Here is a 22,917-nt window from a genome sequence, read left to right as displayed (position 1 = left end):
CCGAGGTTATTGATAAAAGCGATTTATATAGCCCGCTTGGTTTAATAATTTTAGGAGATGGGTAATAAGAAGTATTTATAAAGCCCGTCTGCGCTAATAAATCATTGAAACGGTCCATAAGAAGGGTTCATAAAGCCCATCTGCGCTGATAAAATCACTGAAGCGGTCATAATGAACGTATATACGAGTCGGGTTGCTAACTGGAACCACAAAGCCTTAAATTATCTAACAAATTGACTTCTTTCTACTACTTTATTATTCTTTTAAAGATGATTCACATAGTAATGACAACTTTTCCCTGAGCATGACCTTCTTCAAAATACCTGAAAGCTTCGGGCACTTCACTCAACTTATAACGTTTATCAATAACGGGTTTTACTTTACCGGCTTCAAGCAGTTCTTTAATATATATCAGATCTTTTTGGTTTGACCTTTGTAAAAAAGTACCCATTTTCTTACTTCCGGTCATTGAAATCCAAGGCCCAAGGACCATTGCTTGAAACATTTGTGCTCCGGAACCCCCGACGTGAACAAAAATTCCATTGGGACTTAATGTACGCTTATAGTCTGAAAGTGGTTTATGTCCGTTCACCCCAAGAATAAGATCATAACTCTGCATTTTTTGAGAAAAATCTTCCTTTGAATAATCAATGGCATGGTCAGCTCCAAGCGATTGCAAAATATCTAAATTTCTCGTACTGCACACCCCAGTTACCTCAGCCCCGAAGGATTTGGCAATCTGTACGGCGAAAGTTCCCACACCACCAGAGGCACCATTAATCAATACCTTCTGTCCCGACTGGATCTTGCCTTTATCACGGAGGCCCTGTAACGCAGTGACTCCCGCCATAGGTACAGCTGCAGCTTCCTCAAATGAAAGATTGGCTGGTTTCAAGGCTAATACATTTTCGGGAACAGAAACATATTCGGCAAAACCACCCCAACCACATCCAGATAGGTCTCCGAATACCTCATCGCCTGGTTGAAACTGCGTAACATCTTTGCCAACTGCTTCAACCATACCTGCTATGTCGCCTCCAGGTATAGGGTATTTTGGTTTCAGAAGACCAAAAGCAAACCGTGCTAAGAACGGTTCACCCTTCAAAAGGACTATGTTACCATAATTCACCGATGCTGCATGAATTTTCACAAGTACTTGATTGTCCTCTGGGATAGGCTTTTCCACCTCTGTTAATTCAAGCACATCAGGTGGACCATATTTGTTAGAAACGATAGCCTTCATAATTAACCTCCTAATTGCCTTCGAATTTCTCCATTTAATCCATTAAACAGATAAATCTTTCTAAAGACCCTCAAATTAAAAGATATTCTAGTTAAAGATATTCAGACTGGAATTAGTAAAAAAATTAAAAACGAAGATTTTCATGGACTTGTCCTTGTAAGGAGGGGGTCGCTTGTTGGAGAGCTGTCTAATGGCCAGAAATTATTTTATAAAAGTGAAGAACTAATATAAACAGCTGTACCCCACATGACGATAGCAGAAATTTTATTTAGGACCACTAGGTAATTACCTGATTTGTCTATTTTTCCGAGCATTCTTCCTGTTATGCCCAATCCTGCAAACCATACCCACGAAACGAATATACATGCCACAGCAAATGCTACTTTCTCAAAGCCTATGTATTTTAAGGAACTTGTTCCGATTACACCAACGGTATCTAAAATGGCATGTGGGTTTAATAATGACACTGACATAGCAAAAGATATTTGTTTTTTGTATGAAAAAGCTAATCCTACTTCCTGTACATTTTGAGGCTTAGACCTCCATACAACAAAACCCATGTAGAGTAAAAATAAACTACCAATTATATAAAGAACTATTTTTATCCAATAAGAACCAAGTACAACGACTGACACTCCTAAGACCGCTATTGAAATAAGCAAAGTATCACAAATAGCTGCGGTAATAATGACTGGCAGTGCCCTCACGAATTTGGGCTGACTTGCACCTTGATTAAAGACAAAAACATTTTGTACCCCTAAAGGTAGGATTAAACCGAATGCTAAGATCATTCCGTGTAAAATTGCTTCTAACATTTTTCTCCCCCTGATATGTAATAACTGCATTGTATTAGATTTGATTACACTCGTCTCCAACCAATTGGATGGAATATTACCCAACCAATCATTTATAATTAATATAAAAATGATAGGGGAGTTCCTTTTGATAGAAAAAGACTGGATCCTAAACAAATCCTCCTTGATTCCACTCCATCAACAAATCTATGAGTTTATGAAAAGAAAAATAATAAACGGTGAATGGACGGTTGGAACTAAAATTCCTACGCAAAGAGATTTAGCAAAGAAATTCAATGTGAATCGGAGTACCATTGTTTTTGCACTTGATGAGTTATCAGCTGATGGGTTAATCGAATCAAAAGTTGGAAAAGGGACATTTGTGGTCAATAATACGTGGAGTTTACTTGCTTCAACCCCGCCACCTGATTGGAACAGCTACGTTAAGTCGGGATCTTACCAACCCAATAACAAAACAATTCAAGAAATTAATAGAGCAGAAATTAATCCAAAAGTAATACGCCTTGGAACGGGAGAACTTTCACCAGAGTTGCTGCCTGTCAAAGAAATGGAACAAATGTTCAAGAGGCATTCTCCCCATACGATTTCGTTAGGATACTCGGAGCCAAAAGGAAGTCTCTATTTAAGAGAAATGATAAGCAATTATTTAAAAACGAAGAAAATAGAAGTTTCTCCAACATCGATAATGATTGTTTCAGGAGGACTACAGGCATTGCAATTGATTTCATTAGGATTATTGTACCGTGATTCAACAATTTTTCTTGAAACTCCTTCATATCTAAATTCAGTGCATGTATTTCAATCAGCAGGAATGAACTTACTTGGAATTCCCATGGATGATGAAGGGATTAGACCCGAGTCGATTAGGAGGTTAAAAAAGCAGCATAATGGTGCATTACTTTACACCATCCCAACTTTCCATAATCCCACGGGTATTTTAATGTCAGCTAATAGAAGAAAGGAATTGTTGGATGTTTGTAAGAATGAAAAGCTGCCAATTATTGAGGATGATGTATACGGAGATTTATGGTTTGAGAACCCGCCACCGAATCCATTAAAATCAATTGATGGTCAAGGACTTATCTTATACATAGGGAGTATGTCTAAAACTCTGAGTCCTGGCTTACGAATTGGTTGGATCGTTGGACCCGAACCAGTGATAGATCGGTTAGCCGATATAAAAATGCAAACTGATTATGGCTCAAGTTCTTTATCTCAATTCATCGTCGCAGAGTGGCTATCAAGTGGTTTATATGATGAACATATAAAGAAGATAAGGACAAAACTAAAATTCCGTAGAGATTTCACCCTTGAAATACTAAATACACATTTTAAGCAATTAGCCACATGGAATATCCCACAGGGTGGTTTTTATATTTGGCTGCAAATCAAAAAACAAATTTCAATTAGAAAATTATTTGAAAAAGCACTAAACGAGGGGATTTTACTAAACCCAGGAAATATTTACGACAGTAATAATCACTTTCATCTTCGTTTGTCCTATGCCTATGCATCACTTCACGAATTAAATAAGGGGCTAATAAGACTTTCAGAACTGATTGAAGAAATTTCCTATTAGGCTAATGGGTGCTTGAATTCAAAAAGGGTTGCTGCGGCGATCCTTTTTCTTATTCGAAGGTGGCAGGTTACTTGAATAAGCAAAATATCTTTGAAATGTGGAGCAAGCTAATAGCATTTTTAAATATTAAGATTATGTAAATATATGTAAATTTTTGTTCTTGTCCAATTCGATTTTTAATGTTCTGACATACGATGTTCTATCAAATAATTAAGGTGGTGATCTATTATGTCAGATGGTTATGGCGTTAATTTTGCTTTATTCGTGGTGCTTTTCATCCTTTTAATTATTGTCGGTATATCTTTTCGTTAAATACTAGTTTTAAATAAAACAAATTAAGCCGAACTTTATAATTGTTCGAGCTATAGGCTCTCAAGGAGGAATGAGTAAACACATGGAAATTGAAGTCACAATCATCATGCCTTCATATAACCGCTATCCCCTTAATCTGCTTAGCCTTTATGCATTGGAGAAACAGTGCTTTGATTTATCCAAAATGGAAGTGATATTGATTGATGACGCCTCTACCGACCAGACCCCAAAAATTAAGGAATATTGCCCTCCCTACCATTTTCAATATATTCGCAATAGTACCAATGTTGGTGTTGCTGCTTCAAGAAATATTGGACTTAGGCATGCGAGGGGAGAGATTATTATCATTTTGGATGCAGAAACCATCGTTTCCCCTAACTATGTTACCCTTAACCGCCAGCATCATCTAACTCACGAGAAATCCGTTGTTATTGCAGGAAGCAAGCGGGGGCGCATTTATACTTTTTTATCCCCGAATTTTACTAATAATCAAATCAACGCGATTTATAAGTGGAGCGAAAAAAATTCTCTCTTCAACCAACGCCTTAAAGAGGTGGTATCGCAAGAACAGACACTTAGTAGCTTAACGACTCATATTAGGCATTTACAAGAGCCCCAACAAGTGGTTAATAGAGAGGATATTGACGATATAAAAAATTTATACTCGATGGTAAAATACAGAAGTTATGCTCATCATTTATTAAAATACCTTAGGGAACATTTTTATAGCAGCCCATTGCGTTGGATGGCTTGCTTAGGTTTTCTTTCTATTAAAAGAAGTTTTATGGAGCAAGTCGGCGGCTATGAAGAGAATTTCAAAGGATGGGGACCCGAGGATGCTGAGCTTGCTTATAGATTATATAAGGCCAATGCTAATTTTATTATCGAAGATGATTTAGAAACGTTTCATCAAGAACATCCGCCTTCGAAAACGAAGGAGGAAGATATGAACTTAAATCGTCTGTTGTTTCAACTAAAGCACCCGGTTCTTGATGTATCCATTAGAGCCCTGCACTCTATTCATCCGACGGATTATGGACTCATGGAAAAGATTATATTAGAACATCAATCCCTTACTGCAAGCTTTCCCGATGAGTTTCATGAATTTAACAAAGCAATCATAACATTACTTCATCAAATTCGTATAAATATTGCTGAAAACCGTCCCCCTGTTAACCTAGTTCAAAATACCGGGTTCGGCGACGACTCGATTGCAATGGAACGTATCCTGATCGAGAGAGATCACATACAATCCTGTGGTAAATACAATCATCTTGTATGGTTATTCGATAAACTGAGTACGATCTAAAGATGAGTGGAGCAGGTCTTTCAGCTAGGGGAAGAAGCAATTTTACTGAGCAATCTGGTGCCGACCAGGATAGGTTGACTACACATAAATGTTGGTCTTTCTATTTCAGTCTGCCAACCTCTCCATGTATTTCATGCTTCCATTCTAGGAGGCTTTTTCTTATTGTGGGTAATTTATCTGGAAACTTGAATAAGACATATAAAGGTAGGTAAAACAAATTGTTAAATGTTTTTTGCTTACTTCGTATGTGACATGCGCCCATTTCATACATATGAACTATAGGGATTTCAGTTTAATCATGTGTTTTTCATAACGATAATTAACACTAACCCTAGAAAAGTCTAATGGTAATTACCATTCATCAGTTTGACGCACCTGCTGTAAGTAAACCTAAGCATTTGAGGAGAGGTAAATGAAAAACAGGAGGGGCTGAGAATGAAATTCACAATACAGTATATACCACTGAACAAAATCAAACCTGATTTATCGGTGAAAATTACAGAGCACATCAAAAAACTGCAGAGATTAATGTGGGACTGCATGTTTGTTTTGGTTGTCAAAAAAAATCGGAAGGATGACAATTACATCATTGTTAGCGGGCAAGATCGATTTGAATCCCTTAAAAAACACACTAAAAATATTTATGCGCCATGTATAGTCGATAAAAGTAGAAGTTCAAACGGAATGATATCATGGCTTCAGCGTTTCCGAAACAAACAACCCCTAGATGACTTTCCGTTAATGCCGACTAGCTGGTCAATCGTACGCTCCTTTTTGAAACAAGAACCCCGTTTTAAACATCTCTCCCGATCCGAACAGATAAGAGTGCTACTTATAGCAGTTCGGTACAAAAAAACCGTGATTTATTCCATGAAAACGACAGTAAATGAAATTCTAAGAAGTAAAAAGTAATTCAACCTTCTTTTATAAAAGACTATGTTAAAGCTTTTTGTTGATATTGGCACCCTGTTGACCTTCGTTCCAGGCGCCGAAGACTCCTGCGGGAGGACGGGGCAGGGGAGACCCCGCAGGAGCGCAGCGACGAGGAGGCGGTTAGTACCCGCGAACCGCACGCGCCTGGAGCGGAAATCAACAGGCAAGTTTAACAGAGTTTTATAAAAAACTAAAGGCACAGTTGAAAAAAGAAATTTAAGGACAGTCCGATTATACTTCAGGATTGAAGTATAAGCAGGCTGTCCTTAAATTATTTACTTCCAAAGCCTTTTACACCTGATTTGTATCAAAAATATGGTGAGCAGTCATGGACTGTTTTTGATGTAATTTGGGAATGAAGAATATTACATAATGTTGTAACCCCTTGTTGTAATAATTGCTCGTTCATATAAGAGTAACTCACTCGTAGGTGATGATTTTCTTGCTCAACCGGATAACACGCTGATCCGGGCAAGAAGGTTAGTTGCTGTTTTTTTGCCTCTATTAGAACATGATTACTATCTAACCAAGAAGGTAAACTGATCCATAGATTTAATCCCCCCTCTGGAATTACCCATGATACGCCATCAGGCATATGTTGTGAAAGTAATTCAAGAACCAAATCACGTCGAATCCTTAAAGCTGTTCTCAATTTTTTATTGTGATCCATCATTCTTTTAGAGTTGATAAACGGTAAAATGGATTTTTGGGTAAGTAAAGGACTTCCCAGGTCAGTATTTGCCTTGGCGGCCAATAAACGATTGAATACGGAGCCAGAAGCAGATAATATTCCAATTCTACAACCCGGCGCAAGTGTTTTGCTTAAGCCTCTCAAGTAAATCACATGACCATTATGATCTATACTTTTAATAGGAGCCGGCGGCTTTTTACCAAAGTAAATCTCATTACATGGGTCGTCCTCAATAATAAGGCTCTGGATACTTTGTGCTATATCAAGAATTTGTCTGCGGCGTTTAGAAGTCATAACGGCACCAGTTGGGTTATGAAAAGTAGGAATCGTATAAATAATTTTCGGTTTATGTTTGTCACATAAATTTTGGAGGATATCTACGCGCATTCCGTCCTTATCAACAGGTACAGTGAGTATCGTAGCTCCTCTCCCTCGAAAAACATCAATCGCTCCTGGATAGGTAGGAGCTTCCATTACTACTACATCTCCCGGCCCCACAAATGTACGGGCAACAAGATCAATCCCTTGTTGTGAACCACTTGTAACTAAAATGTTCTCAGGTGTAGAAGGAACTCCTGAACTTTTCAAATACTCAGCCATTTCCTTTCTAAGATGTGTGTCTCCTTGAATCTCTCCGTATTGAGACAAAATTCTGGGGTTTTCCGAAAGCATTTGCTGAATTTCACGTTCTAAATATCGATTAGGGAGAAGTCCGGGATCAACCATAGAAGAGGAAAGGTTAATCTTTTCAGGGACAAGATGAAATCGGCCAAATTGTGATCTAGGTAAATAATCTTGAACAGATAGCTGCCAATCAAACGAAAAAATCTCTTCTTTTCTTTCCTCTACCGCTATTCTTTTCACTTTTACAAACGTTCCTTTTCCTTGGACAGATGTGATAAACCCATCTTGCTCCAATTGCTGGTAGGCCTTCACTGCTGTAACCAAACTAACTCCAAGTTGTTTCGATAAGATGCGCACAGAAGGTAATTGTAACCCTTCTTGCAATAGTCCTGAACGGATACGATCCACAATCGATTGATATATTTGCTTTGATAGTGAAACATCAGCATTTCGTTGAATTTCGATTTGCATCATGAATATCCCCTTAGTGTTATACATCTGTATTGAGTGTTATATAGTGTTCAATATAAAATACCCATAAATAATTAATTTACATTATAACACTAGGAGGGAATTATCAATGAAATATTTTGTTATCGATGCCTTTGCAGAAAAAGTTTTTGAAGGAAATCCAGCGGGAGTATGTATTATGAAGAATTGGATTCCGGACGAGATCATGCAGAAAATAGCGATTGAAAATAATCTATCGGAAACGGCATTTGCGGTAAAGGAAGAGAAAATGTATCAGCTTCGTTGGTTTACTCCCGGTGGGGAGATCAACCTATGCGGTCACGCAACGTTAGCTACTGCATACGTCATTATGAACTATATAGAAATGCAAGTGGATACCTTGCAATTTGAAACGATGAGTGGAGTGCTGACAGTAAACAAATTAGGGTAATTGTATGAAATGGATTTCCCAGCTGTTCCATCAGAAGAATTGCCTATCACGGAACAGATGATCGATGCTTTGGGAGTTAGGCCCGTAGAAACCTATTTAAATAGAGACTTAGTATTTGTATTAGAATCAGAAGAAGCTGTGAAAAATGCCAATCCTGACTTTTCAAAATTAGAAAAATTACCAGAAGGTCTTGGCGTCTGTATTACCGCAAAAGGAAGCGAATATGATTTTGTTTCTAGAGGATTTTTTCCAAAGTTAAAAATCAATGAGGATCCCGTGACTGGTTCTTTGCACTGCAGCTTGATTCCATTCTGGTCCGAAAGATTAGAAAAACGAGAGATGGTCGCAAAGCAGTTATCCAGTAGAGGCGGTACGCTATATTGTAAACATGAAGGTACACGAGTGAAGATGGCAGGAAAAGCAGCACTCTATTCGATCGCTGATTTACATATCGGATATTGACAATGAAAAAATTGAAATATAACGAAATGAATGAAGGAAAATGGATCAATTAAAAGCGGTATTTTATGCCGCTTTTCTACACACCATTCCAGTGTTGACAAGTGGGATCTATTAATTTATTCTGAATATTCACAACAACTGGAGGGTAAGGAATTGAGACGTATTCATTATAGTTGGTTTATTTTATTGATAACATTCTTTTCTATTATTGTAGCAGGAATTGTTCGCTCCTCATCAGGAGTGTTAATTGTCCCATTTGAAAATGCGTTCGGATGGGATCGTTCATTAATCTCCATTGCCTTTGCGATTAACCTTCTATTATACGGGATTTCTGGTCCTTTTATGGCTGCGCTGCTGGAGGAAATTGGATTAAAGAAAATGATGATTTTGGCTATGACAACGCTAATGGTCGGTGTTTTGCTCACCCTTTTTATGGTGAAACCATGGCAATTAATTTTAATTTGGGGATTGATTATCGGCTTAGGATCTGGGTTATTCTTAACGATATTAAGCCCATATGTTGCGAATCATTGGTTTGAAAAAAGAAGAGGACTTGCAGTTGGTATTTTGACCGCAAGTACAGCGACTGGACAATTAATCCTACTTCCGTTGTTAGCTATTATTATAGAATCGTATTCGTGGAAATGGGCGATAGGTTTTATTCTTATCCTTAGCTTTATTATGTTGTTAATCATCCTATTATTTATGAAAAATTCACCAAAAGAAGTAGGACTCCTTCCATATGGACTTGAAGAAGAATCACCTGTGAAGCAAGTGGTCCAAAAGAATAACCCCATAATAATAGCCTTTCGCACTTTATTTGAAGCGGTAAAAGTGAAGGAATTTTGGTTATTATCAGGCAGCTTTTTTATATGCGGACTTTCGACTAGTGGATTAATCGGTACCCATTTCATCTCTTATTGTATAGGGTTTGGATTTACTGCTGTTACAGCGGCCTCTATGCTTTCTTTTATGGGGATTTTCGATTTGATTGGAACCACTCTTTCTGGCTGGTTATCAGACCGTTTCGATAACCGTTGGTTGCTGTTTTGGTATTATAGTCTAAGAGGGGCTTCACTTGTATTTCTTCCTTTTGCACTAAATGAAGGTTCTATTACTCTACTTATTATTTTTTCTGTGTTTTATGGACTAGATTGGATTGCGACTGTACCGCCAACTATTAACATTTCAAGGCAAATCTTTGGAATTGAAAAAAGTGTAGTGGTATATGGCTGGATCTTTGCAGCCCACCAATTAGGTTCAGCTGTTGCCGCAGGTGGGGCCGGGATAATATATAAAATCTTCACCTCATATACATCGGCATTTGTACTTGCAGGAATGTTTTGTTTATTAGCAAGTCTGTTTGTAATAGTGATAAAAAAACAAAAAATAAAAGTTGAAGTGAGTCAATCTTATAAAGCCTAGATTGTTCATCTATTTTTTCAAAAGTGAGAGGCTGTCTAGCAGCCTTTTTTTACTAAGATTATTTTGGTAAGTCATTTACATCGTTTGCGACTCGTATTCCTGATTCAATTGCACCTTGTATCCAACCGTGGGTAAGTGAAGTATGTTCCCCAGCAAAGTGCACTCTTCCTTCGGGTATAGAAATATAAGGATATAGCTCCGAGTCCTGTCCAGGTTCAAAAGCAGTAAATGCTCCGCAAGAATATGGATTCTTACTCCAACTAAAAGAAGCCCCTGTAACGAATTCTGAATAAACCTGATACCCAAAAATTTCTGCCAAGTTCAGTAGAGCATATTGGATCAGCTCTCTTTCAGATAAGCTTTCCAATGTTAAAGCCTCATCTGCCCATGTATAGCTCGCGATAACTACCGCAGGTCCGGTTGTGCCAATACCATAACTTGGGTAATATGAAAATCGAATCGGCAAATCCGTTATTGATTTACCACCCAATTGACCTACTTTTTCCCAAAACCTACTTTTAAACTCGATCGCGATCTTTGAAGAGGCCATATAATTGAGTTCGCGAATCGCTATCCTTTTATAATAGGAAAAAGACTCATATGGTTCGACTTTCACAAATCGTAAGGTTGAAAAAGGTATCGTTACAATCGCAAGATCACCGGTTATACTGAAACTCTCGTCGGTTTTTTGGTTTTTACAATGAATCGTTACACTGTTTTGAGATTGAGATATTTTCATCAACCTTTGGTTGAACTGAATATCCTCGTTTAATTGCGGCAGGAATGCTTTTGGCAATCGGTCCATGCCACCCGTTATTTCATAAAATTTCTTTGTTTCTGTTAAGATGATGAGTTCTCGTATGACTTCAACAAAGGTCATCCCCATATATGCTTCCAAATCAATAAGTACACCTATCATATCAATGGCACCGATTGAAAAATAATAGTTTAAGTAAGAACCAAAGGCTAGATTTCTATATTGTTTTTCTATTAGAGGCCAATTCTTTTTAGGATCTTTGTTAATAAAATTGATAATTGGTTGAATGACTGAAAATAAAAGTTCTTCCGACGATTTCCCGCTTTCATTAGGAGTAACTGGGAATTTTATAATGCTTGGATTTTTTTCATATACATTCAGACGTGTTTTGATGCCATTTGCGTATATGTGGTCATTAGGAGTCCGGTTAATAAATAGATTTGTAGGCAATTTGAATTTATTAATATATTCCAAGGTTAAATGATGTTTTTCGGGAATTCGCATGGGTCCGACATTGAAATATAAGTTATTGCTAAAGGGGGCCCTTATGGTGTAAACACGTCCTCCAACTCGATCATTGGCTTCCAGAATTGTGACTTTATGTCCCGCTTCCTTTAATAAAGAGGCAGCGACGAGTCCAGCCATGCCTGCACCGATTATAAGAATATGTCTAGGAACTTGTGATGTTTTTAGACCATCCCTAATAATTTTGAGCATTTGATGATCAGTTAGTTGAGAATTCATGTAATGTGGCATCCTCCCTTGCTTTTCCAAAAAATGACTTATTGCATTATATACAAATTTAAGGATGCATATGTGCTATTTTCCAGTTAGGTCATTACTCTTACAGTCGATAACACTTGTGGCTCCGGCATAACGAAAATCAACCATTATTGTATTTATTTTACTTAACGTATGTGCTATAACCTATTTAGATTAAAAAGATGGTCTTATTAAAAAGGGGGGCACCGTAATGAGAGTTGAGCAGAAAGAATTTCATGTTCAAAATTTACGTTATGTTATCAGGTCTGCCATAGAGAATGATGCAAAAAACTTATCTGAATTAAGATTGCAAATAGATGGTGAAACAGAAAATTTAGATAGAGAAAAAGGCGAAGCGTACATAGATGAATTAGGTTTCAAACAGATCATTAAAGAAGATACCGAAAGTAATAGCAATCTATTTTTAGTGGTTGAAGTTAATGATAGAATTGTAGGTTTTTCAAGATGCGAAGGGAATAAATTGATAAGATTTTCTCATAAAGTAGAATTTGGAGTTTGTGTATTAAAAGATTATTGGGGATTTGGGATCGGAAAAAACCTTTTAAAAGAATCTGTTCATTGGGCAGATTTAAATAACATAAAGAAAATAATATTGAATGTTCTCGAAACGAATGTTAATGCCATAAAACTTTATGAAAAACTTGGTTTTGAAGTGGAAGGTATTTTAAAAAAAGACAAAAAGCTATCTGATGGAAAATACTATAATACCATAATGATGGGGAGGGTTAATGGGTGACGATAGGAGAACAATCCGATATCTCAATATAACATCTGTATATAGGAAATGGTATAAACTAGATTTACCTAATGAAAGATAAAAATGCTATCATGTTAGTAAATGGGAAATTACTAATGCTAAGGAGAACTAGATGAAAACTAATGTTCTGTTTGACACTAATAAAATCGATCGTAAGGCATTGCCGTATTATTATGACTATGCAAAAATTGTTTCTACACTTCAGGAGAAACTAATAGACGAAGTGGGAATCGATTTTCATATGTACTCGGATGAAGATACCTCAAATGAGATTTGGGATATCCTTGAGGAAGACTTAAAGGAGGAATCTCCCGAAGTACAATTAATTTGTCATGTTTATAAAGAAGGCGAGACCAAAACGATCTCATCTAACCATACCGATAAAGCGATGGAGCTCATTGTAAAACCACGGATCACCAACGGTCTTTTTTACTATCCGAATTATCAGGTTGCGCTGGCCAGATTGGTCATTTTTCAAAGTGACGGAGAAATGACCCGGGATTTCATTTTTGCCAAAAATGATGCTTGCTTAGTTACCTTTTTGAAATATGTTCTTAAAAGAAAAAGAGATTATATTAAAAACTATGTGACTGTTTTTACGGATACAGAAGATGGGGTAGAAACAGAGATTGATAGTATTACTACTTTGGTAAGAAGAGAAGATGTATTTTTAGAGGATTCCTTAAAGAGAGAAATTTATCGATCGATTGACGAATTTTTTTCGGAAAGCGGTCAGTTTTTCAAAACATATGATATTCCCTACAAACGCGGGATTCTTCTCTACGGAAAACCTGGGAATGGAAAGACCACTCTTGTGAAATCTATCGCCAGCAGCATTAATGCTCCGGTAGCGTATTGGCAGATCACTGAATTTACATCAAGCTATACGATTAAAGAGGTCTTTACGTCTGTATTAAAATTGACACCATTAGTGTTAGTCATTGAAGATATTGATTCCATGCCAGCAAGTGTCCGGTCCGTCTTCCTGAACATATTAGACGGTGCTACCTCGAAGGAAGGAATCTTCATCATCGGGACAACGAATTATCCGGAAAAAATAGATCCTGCCCTTATGAACCGCTCTGGCCGGTTTGACCGGGCATATGAGATCCATGTACCAACAAAAGAGCTTCGCTATCAGTATCTATTAAACAAGAATATTGCTCGAATTCTTTCAGAGGAAGAGATTCAGCAAGTAGTTGATTCAACAAAGGATTTCTCTTATGCACAGCTCAATGAATTGTATACATCGATTGCCCTTGAATGGCATTACGAACAGCAGGTTGATGTGAAGAGACTTTGTGCGGACTTAAAATCAATGCAGCAAAAACAACAAAAACAAGAATGGGACCAAGCTCTTGCCTCTGCATCGATCGGATTTTCTGGGTTTGGAGATGATTAATTTTGATGTATTAACTCTAGTAAAACCAAAAGAAAGAGAAGATTGCTGATGAGAGTAATAGGGATTGATTTGTCCGGTCCAAGTAATCATAAAGATACTGTTTTGACGGTATTTGAATTACAAAATGATCAATTAAATTTTATTAAGTTAATAAGCAATATTGGGGATCTGGACATTTTAAAAGAAATAGAGGCACAAAGTCACTTAGATGAAGTCGTTATCGGAATAGATGCCCCTTTATCTTATCAGGACGGCGGAGGAGATAGACTAGGTGATAAACTGCTGCGTCAGTTTATTGTTTCTATTGGGATGAAGCCTGGATCAATTATGCCGCCAACTTTAAATCGAATGGTTTATCTTACACTACGAGGAATAAAGCTTAGTAGAGAAATAGGGTATCTATCTTCTAGTTATCCGATTTCAATCGTGGAAGTGCATCCAGGTGCAGTGATTGGCTCAAGACTCTCTCAAGAAGAATTGGAGTATGTTTTGAGTTACAAACAAAGTCTATCAGCGAGAAGTTGGATTCGGAACTGGCTTGGTGAGCAAAAGTTAACTAAGCTTCCTGTTTTTATTGAGGAAAGTCATTTAATTGATGCCTGTGCAGCAGCATTAGGGGCCTGGCATTGGAAGGATCCATCCTTGCAGCCAAAGTGGTCAATTCCTGCGAATTCTCCACTGCATCCGTATGATTATTGTTGTTAATGGTTATTCTGCCACAGTACTGGATACTGTGGCGTTTTTTTATTTGTCTGTACAGCGAGAGAATTGTATGATGCCAGTTGAATGGTGAAAATTGATTCAGCGGTAACTAGTGGAAGATACTAATGCTCGAGGATGTTAAAAAATCAATTCAGATGGATTCAAAGGAGTCGTCTTAAGCTTGTGGGAGAGTGGATACAGAAGACAAAAAAGTCCCCGGGATATTTCTAATAAACCACTGACCTAATCTTTGCTTGCTATGCTGAAAATCATATTGGCAGGAGAAGAAGGGGACTAATGACTATTTCCATTAGTTGGTACTAAGCATAGAGTGGAGGGAAAAGGGAGGAATCTTCCAGTTTTAATTGATTTATTCTTTAGTTTAAATCTCGGCAACATTTTAATAGGAAGGACAAATCACTCTATTAAGCCATATACAAGTATTCACTGAATTAATAGAATATTTTATTTATTTATCTCTTGTCAATTCTCTGAAAATTGCATATAATTAATTTTACCACTACTAATAACTTGTTTTCCTCGCAGAAGTGTTTGCTACTAGATATAATAAAAAATGAGTGCCCCACGTGTTTCGGGACACTCTTGTAATATAAAAGAAATTCCACATTGATTAGACTTTCTCTATAATTAGTTGGATCGTTCTTCTAACCAGTCGGAAATGGTTGGATAAGTTATTTTTGTTGCTTGACTGCCATAAGTAATGGAGGTATGCCCAACAGGTAAAACTTTAAATTGTTTATCTTCACTAGATATCTTGTTCATCAATGCTTCAACTTGATGTGGTGGGGCAATGAGGTCGTTTATCCCAGCTAAGTTGAGCACATTTGCCTTGATATTTTCAAGTTTGACCTTTTGACCACGAATAACCATTTCACCTTTTATCAGTTTGTTTTTTTGATAAAAGTCTCTAATCCACTGACGGTAGGCTTCACCAGGGAATAAAATTCCGTCGTTTAACCATTTTCGCAGTAGTTTAAAGCTCTTTATGAAATTTTCGTTGTCAGCACGCTCAACAAGACTAATAAATGGTCCAAAGTTAGTTCCCATTGGATTGATCATTTTGTTTCCAAAGTCAATCATTTCTGGTGGAATCACACCAAGGGTTTCTACCACTTTATCAATATTAAAATATCGCTCATCTAACATCGAACCATATGCGCCGCTATTTTCAAAATCAAAAGGACTAGTCATAAAGATGAGGTTGCGGATTGGCAATTCAGGATGTAGTGCCGCAAATGCAGACGTGATCGTTCCACCCATGCAATAACCAAGGATCGATACTTCCTCAACATTAGATCTTCTCATTACTTTACGAACGGCACGTGGTATATAGTCCATAATATAATCATCCAGTTTCATATGTCTATCTTCGTAACCTGGTGTACCCCAGTCAAGAAGGTAAACATCAAACCCACGTTCAACCAAAAATTCTATTAAACTGCCACCCTTGGTTAGATCCAATATATAGGGTTTATTAATTAGAGCATAAACTAAAAGAAGTGGAGTTTTATGTTTTTTTGGGTGATCGGATATATACCGATAGAGCTTCGCTTTATTTCTAGTCCAAACAACTTCTTTCGGTGTAGGTGCTACTTCCGGTTCGGGATCGGTCGTTAACACTTGAGATGCCCTCATTACACGTTGGTACATCTCTTGATACTTTTGAGGTGTAGCCTCTAGCATCTCATTCCATTCTTTTAACATTTGAGCGTTAATGACTGTTCACTCCTTACATGATTTATTTACTCTTTTAATATATAAAGAAGTTTGTACATTCATTACACTTACATGTAAAGTCCACCGTTAATATTTAATTGCTGACCAGTAATATAGTCACCATCTTTACATAGGAAAACAACACCACGAGCGATTTCTTCTGGTTTGCCTAGGCGTTTTTGTGGTACTTTTTCAACGATTCCTGCAAGAACTTTTTCAGGAATGGCTTGGACCATCTCGGTTCCAATAAATCCTGGGCAAATCGCATTAACTGTTACTTTACTTCTAGCAAGTTCAAGAGCGAGAGATTTAGTGTATCCAATTAGTCCTGCTTTTGCTGCAGCATAGTTTGTTTGTCCAAACCCGCCTGCTTGCCCAATAATAGACGAAATGTTGATGATGCGGCCTGCATCTGATTCAAGAAGATAAGGTAATGCTGCAGATGTATTGTTGAAAACACTGTTTAAATTAACATCAATTACTTTTTTCCAATCTTCTTCTTTCAATTTTTTGAACGTGCTGTCTCTTGTAATTCCTGCATTATTAATCAGGATATCTAATTTGCCATAATGGTTGATGGTTTCTTGTACAAGGTATGCTGCTTCATTACTTTCTGAAACATCTGCTTGAACTGCGTATGCTTCTCCGCCAAATTCATTTATTTCTGCGACTACTTTATCTGCTAGTTCTTTACGAATATTATAGTTAATAACAACTTTCGCGCCATTTTTAGCCAGTTCCAATGCAATTGATGCACCGATTCCTCTGCTGCCGCCTGTTACGATTGCTACTTTATCTTTTAATTCTGTCATTGTTGTCCACCCCATCTATTGTAGTTGTAAAAATAATCCTGATAGTTTACTAAATTACTTGGTTTTACATGCATTATGTAATGCGTTTCTATTTCGCTTTTTCTGGTGTTTTTAATAAATTTAGGATTTGATTCAATTTTTGATCTAAATTCTTCATATCCTTTTTTAAATTCGACAATTCTGTTTTAAATGACTCTTGGTCTTGGTTATCCAAGTTCTCTTCCAATCTTTCTTCTAAATCATCTACTTTTGCATCGACATTGACAATCAGCGAAGAAATGTTAGCAATGTCATTTCGAGTTGGTACATTCATAAATTCTAAAGATTTTACCGTTGACTCATCAATCATTTTTTTTAATTGAAGATTCATCTCCAATACCTGTCCCATGCCTTGAGAAGGGAAATCATTGCTTACTTTCTCATCGAAAAACTTACTGGAGTGTGAATAAAGATCCTTCCACATATCATAAAAATTAAAGTCTGTGCTCATTTTTTTCCTCCTACATTTGTTTTGTTGACCTATCCATCATACTAACTTCATCGAAATTTTAAAAGGTGAAAGATTAAAAATTCTCAAAATACATTTCATCATTTTTTGACAAATTTCTCACTTTCTTGCGAATTGTAAAGTATTTTAACAAGAGTGATAATTAGCGATAATCCATCATAATATGGGTAAAAATGGATTTAATTTTGTCCAAAGCCTAGTTTCATCGCCACTTTTTTGTTTTGGATTTCTTTTCTCATTTGCCTAGGGATGCTGATGAAAGTGCAGAGGTCTATTCTGAAAAGAAAAAAACGAGGTGATATATTTTGGAGTTTAGTAAAAAGGTTGTGTTAATTACAGGTGGTGCACAGGGGATTGGAAAAGAAACGGCTAAACAATTTCTCCAAGAGGGTGCAAACGTCGTCATCTGTGATTATGATGAGTCGGCTGGTAAATCTGCATTAGAAGAATTGAATCATGAAAAAGTAGAATTTTATAAAGTCGATGTAACGGACAGCACCCAGATAGAAGAAATGGTTCAATCCACAATAGGTAAGCATGGCCGAATCGATATCTTAATTAACAATGCCGGAATTACACTTGATGGTTTTTTAACAAAGATGGAGGAATCGGATTGGGAAAGAGTCATTTCTGTCAATCTATCAGGTGTTTTTAAATGCACGAAGGCTGTAGCTCCTAGTATGTTAAAGCAGGGGTCGGGCGTTATTCTTAACGCATCTTCCGTCGTTGGTTTATATGGGAATATTGGTCAAACAAATTATGCTGCAACAAAGGCGGGCGTCATTGGGCTGACGAAAAGCTGGGCAAAAGAATTTGGCCCTAAGGGGATCCGAGTCAATGCAGTTGCTCCAGGTTTCATTGAAACAGGTATGACTGCAGCGGTGCCAGATAAGGTGCTTCAATTTATGAAGGAAAAGACTCCGCTTAGGAAGCTTGGCAAACCAGAAGATATTGCCGCAGCATATGTATTCTTGGCTTCGGATAAGGCGAATTATATTAACGGAACCATCTTAAGTGTGGATGGCGGATTAGTTATTTAGACAATATATCTGCAAATTGAGGGAGAAAATAATGATTTTCTCTCTTTTTGGTTTATTAAGGTAACCACTATTACTAAATTGTTATATTACAATATATGGAGGTTCGGTCATATTCTGATCGTTCATTTATTTGTTCAAATGCCAAGTTAGTATAAACTCGAAAATTATTCTACAAAACATGTCAATTTACACTAAAGTTCGACAGGTTTTTTTTGCCTGTTTTATTAATATTTTCAATCGATGTAATTACACCTTTTACTTTGCCAATAGTGGATTTTCTAGGCCTTTTTTAAAGGGGATAAACGTTGAATATGTCAGGTTTAGATCTTAATTTTTTTATAGCGATAAATAAAAAAACTCTGAATTTGTCGAATAGTTTGTCACGAAAAATACCGCGAAATGTAGTAAAATTTGTGAGGAATTATTATTCGAATACATAAATCACTTTTTGGGGGAAATCAGAATGACTGTAAATGAAGTTGTAATTGTAAGTGCGGTAAGGACAGCAATTGGTAGTTTTTTAGGGAGTTTAGAAAATGTTTCAGCTGTACAGTTAGGATCTACTGTAATTAAAGCAGCTATTCAAAAAGCTGGAATTAATCCTAATGATGTAGATGAAGTGATTATGGGGAATGTTTTACAAGCAGGAGTTGGACAAAATCCGGCAAGACAAGCTTCCCTTGCTGCAGGTATTCCTCAAGAGGCACCAGCTATGACAATTAATAAGGTCTGTGGATCAGGATTAAAGGCTGTTCACTTAGCAACACAAGCGATTCTTGCTGGAGAGGCAGAAGTGGTTGTTGCAGGCGGTATGGAGAATATGAGTCAAGCTCCACATCTGTTAAAAGGCGGACGAAATGGATTTAAAATGGGCGATCAGAAAATTTTAGACAGTATGATTAAAGACGGATTATGGTGTGCAGAAAATGACTATCATATGGGAACTACAGCTGAAAATCTTGCTGAGAAATATGAAATCACACGTGCTGAACAAGATGAATTTGCTGCATGGAGTCAGCAAAAAGCTCAAGCAGCAATTGAATCCAATCGATTTGCTGATGAAATTGTCCCAGTTGAGGTACCTGGCCGTAAAGGACAAGTGACATTATTCAGCCAAGATGAGTTCCCACGGTTTGGAACTACTGCAGAAGGATTAGGTAAGCTTCGTCCTGCATTCAAAAAGGATGGATCTGTTACTGCTGCTAACTCTTCAGGAATTAACGATGGTGCGGCAGCATTTGTAGTAATGAGCCGTAAAAAGGCAGAAGAATTAGGCGTCACTCCTCTAGTAACAATTAAAGCAAATGCTACTGCGGGTGTGGATCCGAGTATAATGGGAATCGGTCCTGTCCCTGCAGTGAAAAAAGCTTTAAAAACAGCGTCTTTATCTTTAGAAGACATTGAATTAATTGAAGCAAACGAAGCATTTGCGGCACAATCGATTGCAGTAGATCGCGAGCTTCAATTTAATAAAGAAAAGTTAAATGTTAATGGTGGTGCGATTGCACTTGGTCACCCAATCGGTGCAAGTGGAGCAAGAATTTTGGTGACTTTAATTCATGAAATGAAGAAAAGAGAAAACCGCTATGGTTTAGCTACGTTATGTGTCGGTGGAGGACAAGGTGTAGCAACCATTATCGAAAATGTTAAGTAAGAATGAATAAAAATTGTAAAAAATGTCTTGGAGGAAACTCCGAGGCATTTTTTTTCGAGGTAATTTTTACCTTAAATAAAAATAAAATGCATGGTGATGATATAGAAGTAATTTAAAACAAAGGCTGTGTTAAAGGTTATTGTTGATATTGTAACTTTGTTGATTGGAGCGGAAATCAACAAACTAGTTTAACACAGCCGAAACAAAAGGAGAGAAACTCATGCCACAAATTGATGTAAATCAACTAAACCAAGCAAAAGCAAATGTAACACTAACCCAAGAATTGTTAACAAAAGCAATTGAAAAAGCAAATTCCGATCCTACTCTCGCCCAGGAAGCGATGAAACAGGCATCAAACGAAATTTCGTCTGCTTTAACGGCCGTAACACAAGTACAAAACACATCTAAAGCCCAATCCACAGAATGATAAAATAGTTTTACCAAATATTACTGTGTAAAATAGTTGACCCATGCAAGGCTAGATACCTGATAAATCAAAGAACACCCCATAGAAATGGGGCGTTCTTTGTCAATATGAACGAAATCATCTTTCGATTTCAATATGTTGAAAGCCATTTTTGGTGGCATACACTTCATACCATTTGTAATTTGGGGTTTTGAACCATTCGTACTGCGGCAAATAAACCAAATATCTTACATTGCCATCGGCATCAAACATTGTTTTAAATATTTTTACCGGTCCAATTCCAAATGTTTGATCCAAATAACCTTCCATGCCATCTCTAACAATATTTTTTTTATCTTCCTTTTCTTGCTTATGCAGCCTCATCAGCCCATCAATAAAAAGACTCAATAAGATTAGAGTAATAGCAATTAAAACGAATATTAGTAAATTGAACAAAAGAACAACCTCCTAAACTTTTATGTATAGATTCCGATAAATAAATAGACAATGCTCCTTTTCTTTTAATAGATTCACTACGATTGTACATCCGATTGTTAAAAGGAGATGTGATGAAAAATACATATAAGCGACTTTCTTAAGAATTATTCGACTGTAATAAAGGAAAAAAATAGATTTATGTCGAATTTTTCACTAAACGCCAAAGGCAAATCTATTTAAGGGGGAATTAGATGATATTGGAAGCAGTTATGCTTAAGGTTAGACCAGGAATGGAAGAGGAATATGAGGAAGCATTTCGTCGGGCATCAGAAATCATTGCATCGATGAAAGGTTACATATCTCACGAACTACAACGTTGTATAGAAGTTAAAGGGAAATATTTGTTAATGGTAAAGTGGGAAACATTAGAAGATCATACAGTTGGATTTAGGAAATCAAACGAGTACCAAGAATGGAAAAAAATGTTACATCGTTTTTATGACCCATTTCCCACTGTTGAACATTTTGAAAATATTCAACTTTGATAGGTGTTATTATTTTTGTTCATTCTTAATATCAATATAAACATTTCCTCCTGTTCCAACTACAGCATATGAGATATCAATAACAGAAAGATTTCTTTTTATTAACTCAGACATTAACCATTTTTCCTTACTAGGGAGGTAGAATGTTGATAAATTACAATGGACGAAAATTTGTTTCAGTCAAAAATACAGCTAACGGTGAGGTTTCAATAGAAACATTTTTTGAGTACCAACAAGAGGGAAACATACTTTCAGCTACATATTATGGAGGAGACATTGTAAAAGGATCACTTATTGGAATAGTTGAGGAAAATGGCAGTTTACAGTTTAGATATAACCATGTAAATACAAAGAACGAAATAAGAGGCGGACAATGTTTCTCTACGCCAGAAACTCTGCCAGATGGAAGAATTAGATTACATGAGAAGTGGAAATGGACAGATTCCGACCATAGTGAAGGGGAATCTATTATTGAAGAAGTTAAATCAAAATAAATAATTTAATTCAGGTGGAACAATGGAAAATTCTATTATTATTGATAATATGCAAAATGAGGATTGGGATCAGGTTCGTGAAATCTACCAAGAAGGAATTGCGACTGGAAATGCAACATTTCAAAAAGAGCCTCCTACATGGGAAGATTGGGATATGGGGCATATCTTAGAGTGTCGTCTTGTCGCACGTTTAGCTGGTAAAGTTCTAGGTTGGGCGGCGTTAAGCCCAGTTTCCAGCCGATGTGTTTATGCCGGTGTGGCTGAGGTTAGTATTTATGTTGGACAAAATAGTAAGGGAAAGGGTATTGGTAGTAAGCTATTAAAATCTTTAATTGAAATTAGTGAACAGTACGGGTACTGGACATTACAATCTGGGATTTTTCCTGAAAATATATACAGTCTCAAATTACATCTTAAGTTTGGGTTTCGGAAAGTTGGAAGGCGAGATCGTATTGGAAAAATGGATGGCGTATGGCGTGATACGATATTGTTAGAAAGAAGAAGTCATTCAGTTGGAATTAATTAAGATTGTTTAATAGCAAGTGCGATGCATTAAAAAAGCATCGCACTTTCCTTGTTTACTATATA

Annotated in this window: 22 protein-coding genes and 1 pseudogene; 15 read left to right on the top strand and 8 right to left on the bottom strand. The window is 36.9% G+C overall.

The features are described from left to right. Positions 1 to 274 precede the first annotated feature (274 nt). Together CCK98_RS18010 and CCK98_RS18005 are read right to left on the bottom strand one after the other, a co-directional pair. Positions 275 to 1,243, bottom strand: coding sequence for an NAD(P)-dependent alcohol dehydrogenase (locus tag CCK98_RS18010; RefSeq protein ID WP_088087825.1), 969 nt, complete (start codon positions 1,241 to 1,243; stop codon positions 275 to 277). A gap of 206 nt (positions 1,244 to 1,449) precedes the next feature. Then, positions 1,450 to 2,058, bottom strand: coding sequence for a LysE/ArgO family amino acid transporter (locus CCK98_RS18005; RefSeq protein WP_088087824.1), 609 nt, complete (start codon positions 2,056 to 2,058; stop codon positions 1,450 to 1,452). A gap of 127 nt (positions 2,059 to 2,185) precedes the next feature. On the opposite strand from CCK98_RS18005, the gene CCK98_RS18000 reads away from it, so the two are divergent. The 4 genes from CCK98_RS18000 to CCK98_RS17985 all read left to right on the top strand — a co-directional run bounded on the left by CCK98_RS18000 (position 2,186) and on the right by CCK98_RS17985 (position 6,170). Then, on the top strand, positions 2,186 to 3,637 hold the full coding sequence (locus CCK98_RS18000) for a PLP-dependent aminotransferase family protein (protein ID WP_373408500.1): 1,452 nt from the start codon (positions 2,186 to 2,188) through the stop codon (positions 3,635 to 3,637). A 228-nt stretch (positions 3,638 to 3,865) separates the two neighbouring features. After that, positions 3,866 to 3,949: a YjcZ family sporulation protein gene (locus CCK98_RS17995; RefSeq protein WP_088087823.1), complete on the top strand. Its 84-nt coding sequence runs from the start codon at positions 3,866 to 3,868 to the stop codon at positions 3,947 to 3,949. A 70-nt stretch (positions 3,950 to 4,019) separates the two neighbouring features. Further along, complete coding sequence (locus CCK98_RS17990; RefSeq protein ID WP_088087822.1) at positions 4,020 to 5,258, top strand: glycosyltransferase family 2 protein; 1,239 nt, start codon at positions 4,020 to 4,022, stop codon at positions 5,256 to 5,258. Positions 5,259 to 5,693: 435 nt separating this feature from the next. Further along, a complete protein-coding gene (locus tag CCK98_RS17985) occupies positions 5,694 to 6,170 on the top strand; it encodes a hypothetical protein (RefSeq protein WP_088087821.1) in 477 nt (158 codons plus the stop codon). Positions 6,171 to 6,498: 328 nt separating this feature from the next. Here the strand turns inward: CCK98_RS17985 and CCK98_RS17980 are convergent, their stop codons facing one another. Then, complete coding sequence (locus CCK98_RS17980; protein ID WP_088087820.1) at positions 6,499 to 7,977, bottom strand: PLP-dependent aminotransferase family protein; 1,479 nt, start codon at positions 7,975 to 7,977, stop codon at positions 6,499 to 6,501. A gap of 109 nt (positions 7,978 to 8,086) precedes the next feature. Between CCK98_RS17980 and CCK98_RS17975 the strand changes: the two are divergent. Together CCK98_RS17975 and CCK98_RS17970 are read left to right on the top strand one after the other, a co-directional pair. Next, positions 8,087 to 8,869 (top strand): annotated as a pseudogene (locus CCK98_RS17975) (PhzF family phenazine biosynthesis protein). A gap of 153 nt (positions 8,870 to 9,022) precedes the next feature. Then, positions 9,023 to 10,294, top strand: coding sequence for an MFS transporter (locus CCK98_RS17970; RefSeq protein ID WP_088087819.1), 1,272 nt, complete (start codon positions 9,023 to 9,025; stop codon positions 10,292 to 10,294). Positions 10,295 to 10,352: 58 nt separating this feature from the next. Here CCK98_RS17970 and CCK98_RS17965 read toward each other — a convergent pair whose 3' ends face one another. Continuing rightward, the gene (locus CCK98_RS17965; RefSeq protein WP_088087818.1) at positions 10,353 to 11,795 is read right to left on the bottom strand and encodes a flavin monoamine oxidase family protein; all 1,443 of its coding nucleotides are present in this window, start codon (positions 11,793 to 11,795) and stop codon (positions 10,353 to 10,355) included. A 229-nt stretch (positions 11,796 to 12,024) separates the two neighbouring features. Between CCK98_RS17965 and CCK98_RS17960 the strand changes: the two genes are divergently transcribed. The 3 genes from CCK98_RS17960 to CCK98_RS17950 all read left to right on the top strand — a co-directional run bounded on the left by CCK98_RS17960 (position 12,025) and on the right by CCK98_RS17950 (position 14,698). Further along, positions 12,025 to 12,570: a GNAT family N-acetyltransferase gene (locus CCK98_RS17960; protein WP_088087817.1), complete on the top strand. Its 546-nt coding sequence runs from the start codon at positions 12,025 to 12,027 to the stop codon at positions 12,568 to 12,570. 133 nt (positions 12,571 to 12,703) lie between these two features. Continuing rightward, the gene (locus CCK98_RS17955) at positions 12,704 to 13,993 is read left to right on the top strand and encodes an AAA family ATPase (protein WP_088087816.1); all 1,290 of its coding nucleotides are present in this window, start codon (positions 12,704 to 12,706) and stop codon (positions 13,991 to 13,993) included. Between the two features lie 48 nt (positions 13,994 to 14,041). Next, positions 14,042 to 14,698 carry a DUF429 domain-containing protein gene (locus tag CCK98_RS17950; RefSeq protein WP_088087815.1) on the top strand — a complete coding sequence of 219 codons (657 nt, stop codon included), beginning with the start codon at positions 14,042 to 14,044 and terminating at the stop codon, positions 14,696 to 14,698. 645 nt (positions 14,699 to 15,343) lie between these two features. Here the strand turns inward: CCK98_RS17950 and phaC are convergent. The 3 genes from phaC to CCK98_RS17935 all read right to left on the bottom strand — a co-directional run bounded on the left by phaC (position 15,344) and on the right by CCK98_RS17935 (position 17,734). After that, positions 15,344 to 16,420: a class III poly(R)-hydroxyalkanoic acid synthase subunit PhaC gene (gene phaC / locus CCK98_RS17945; RefSeq protein ID WP_088087814.1), complete on the bottom strand. Its 1,077-nt coding sequence runs from the start codon at positions 16,418 to 16,420 to the stop codon at positions 15,344 to 15,346. 80 nt (positions 16,421 to 16,500) lie between these two features. Then, complete coding sequence (locus CCK98_RS17940) at positions 16,501 to 17,244, bottom strand: 3-oxoacyl-ACP reductase (protein WP_088087813.1); 744 nt, start codon at positions 17,242 to 17,244, stop codon at positions 16,501 to 16,503. 88 nt (positions 17,245 to 17,332) lie between these two features. After that, positions 17,333 to 17,734: a polyhydroxyalkanoic acid synthase subunit PhaR gene (locus tag CCK98_RS17935; protein ID WP_088087812.1), complete on the bottom strand. Its 402-nt coding sequence runs from the start codon at positions 17,732 to 17,734 to the stop codon at positions 17,333 to 17,335. 323 nt (positions 17,735 to 18,057) lie between these two features. Here CCK98_RS17935 and fabG point away from each other — a divergent pair, with 323 nt between their 5' ends. The 3 genes from fabG to CCK98_RS17920 all read left to right on the top strand — a co-directional run bounded on the left by fabG (position 18,058) and on the right by CCK98_RS17920 (position 20,873). After that, entirely contained in the window at positions 18,058 to 18,792 is a 735-nt protein-coding gene (gene fabG / locus CCK98_RS17930) for a 3-oxoacyl-[acyl-carrier-protein] reductase (protein ID WP_088087811.1), read from the top strand. A 463-nt stretch (positions 18,793 to 19,255) separates the two neighbouring features. After that, on the top strand, positions 19,256 to 20,446 hold the full coding sequence (locus CCK98_RS17925) for an acetyl-CoA C-acetyltransferase (RefSeq protein WP_088087810.1): 1,191 nt from the start codon (positions 19,256 to 19,258) through the stop codon (positions 20,444 to 20,446). A gap of 220 nt (positions 20,447 to 20,666) precedes the next feature. Beyond that, positions 20,667 to 20,873, top strand: a complete 207-nt coding sequence (locus tag CCK98_RS17920) for a hypothetical protein (protein ID WP_088087809.1) — start codon at positions 20,667 to 20,669, stop codon at positions 20,871 to 20,873. A gap of 117 nt (positions 20,874 to 20,990) precedes the next feature. Here CCK98_RS17920 and CCK98_RS17915 read toward each other — a convergent pair whose 3' ends face one another. Continuing rightward, on the bottom strand, positions 20,991 to 21,308 hold the full coding sequence (locus CCK98_RS17915; protein WP_088087808.1) for a hypothetical protein: 318 nt from the start codon (positions 21,306 to 21,308) through the stop codon (positions 20,991 to 20,993). A gap of 233 nt (positions 21,309 to 21,541) precedes the next feature. Here CCK98_RS17915 and CCK98_RS17910 point away from each other — a divergent pair, with 233 nt between their 5' ends. The 3 genes from CCK98_RS17910 to CCK98_RS17900 all read left to right on the top strand — a co-directional run bounded on the left by CCK98_RS17910 (position 21,542) and on the right by CCK98_RS17900 (position 22,855). Further along, positions 21,542 to 21,835 carry an antibiotic biosynthesis monooxygenase gene (locus tag CCK98_RS17910; protein WP_088087807.1) on the top strand — a complete coding sequence of 98 codons (294 nt, stop codon included), beginning with the start codon at positions 21,542 to 21,544 and terminating at the stop codon, positions 21,833 to 21,835. Positions 21,836 to 21,981: 146 nt separating this feature from the next. Beyond that, a complete protein-coding gene (locus tag CCK98_RS17905) occupies positions 21,982 to 22,329 on the top strand; it encodes a n-acetylglutamate synthase (RefSeq protein ID WP_218780187.1) in 348 nt (115 codons plus the stop codon). Between the two features lie 22 nt (positions 22,330 to 22,351). After that, entirely contained in the window at positions 22,352 to 22,855 is a 504-nt protein-coding gene (locus tag CCK98_RS17900) for a GNAT family N-acetyltransferase (RefSeq protein ID WP_088087806.1), read from the top strand. The last annotated feature ends 62 nt before the right edge of the window (positions 22,856 to 22,917 follow it).

Origin of the sequence: Bacillus sp. OV166, from assembly GCF_900177675.1 — a bacterium.
Lineage (GTDB): Bacteria > Bacillota > Bacilli > Bacillales > Cytobacillaceae > Neobacillus.
Note: the sequence above shows the minus strand (reverse complement) of the source record. Positions and strands in the feature narration are given on the sequence as shown.

What these genes read in the sequence shown, in the direction of transcription:
- CCK98_RS17995 (WP_088087823.1), top strand. Translation starts at nt 3,866, where the DNA reads ATGTCAGATGGTTATGGCGTTAATTTTGCTTTATTCGTGGTGCTTTTC.
- CCK98_RS17910 (WP_088087807.1), top strand. Translation starts at nt 21,542, where the DNA reads ATGATATTGGAAGCAGTTATGCTTAAGGTTAGACCAGGAATGGAAGAG.
- CCK98_RS17925 (WP_088087810.1), top strand. Translation starts at nt 19,256, where the DNA reads ATGACTGTAAATGAAGTTGTAATTGTAAGTGCGGTAAGGACAGCAATT.
- CCK98_RS17980 (WP_088087820.1), bottom strand. Translation starts at nt 7,977, where the DNA reads ATGCAAATCGAAATTCAACGAAATGCTGATGTTTCACTATCAAAGCAA.
- CCK98_RS17960 (WP_088087817.1), top strand. Translation starts at nt 12,025, where the DNA reads ATGAGAGTTGAGCAGAAAGAATTTCATGTTCAAAATTTACGTTATGTT.
- CCK98_RS17935 (WP_088087812.1), bottom strand. Translation starts at nt 17,734, where the DNA reads ATGAGCACAGACTTTAATTTTTATGATATGTGGAAGGATCTTTATTCA.
- CCK98_RS17965 (WP_088087818.1), bottom strand. Translation starts at nt 11,795, where the DNA reads ATGAATTCTCAACTAACTGATCATCAAATGCTCAAAATTATTAGGGAT.
- CCK98_RS17990 (WP_088087822.1), top strand. Translation starts at nt 4,020, where the DNA reads ATGAGTAAACACATGGAAATTGAAGTCACAATCATCATGCCTTCATAT.
- CCK98_RS17920 (WP_088087809.1), top strand. Translation starts at nt 20,667, where the DNA reads ATGCCACAAATTGATGTAAATCAACTAAACCAAGCAAAAGCAAATGTA.
- CCK98_RS17950 (WP_088087815.1), top strand. Translation starts at nt 14,042, where the DNA reads ATGAGAGTAATAGGGATTGATTTGTCCGGTCCAAGTAATCATAAAGAT.
- CCK98_RS17940 (WP_088087813.1), bottom strand. Translation starts at nt 17,244, where the DNA reads ATGACAGAATTAAAAGATAAAGTAGCAATCGTAACAGGCGGCAGCAGA.
- CCK98_RS18010 (WP_088087825.1), bottom strand. Translation starts at nt 1,243, where the DNA reads ATGAAGGCTATCGTTTCTAACAAATATGGTCCACCTGATGTGCTTGAA.
- CCK98_RS17985 (WP_088087821.1), top strand. Translation starts at nt 5,694, where the DNA reads ATGAAATTCACAATACAGTATATACCACTGAACAAAATCAAACCTGAT.
- CCK98_RS18005 (WP_088087824.1), bottom strand. Translation starts at nt 2,058, where the DNA reads ATGTTAGAAGCAATTTTACACGGAATGATCTTAGCATTCGGTTTAATC.
- phaC (WP_088087814.1), bottom strand. Translation starts at nt 16,420, where the DNA reads ATGTTAAAAGAATGGAATGAGATGCTAGAGGCTACACCTCAAAAGTAT.
- CCK98_RS17955 (WP_088087816.1), top strand. Translation starts at nt 12,704, where the DNA reads ATGAAAACTAATGTTCTGTTTGACACTAATAAAATCGATCGTAAGGCA.
- CCK98_RS17900 (WP_088087806.1), top strand. Translation starts at nt 22,352, where the DNA reads ATGGAAAATTCTATTATTATTGATAATATGCAAAATGAGGATTGGGAT.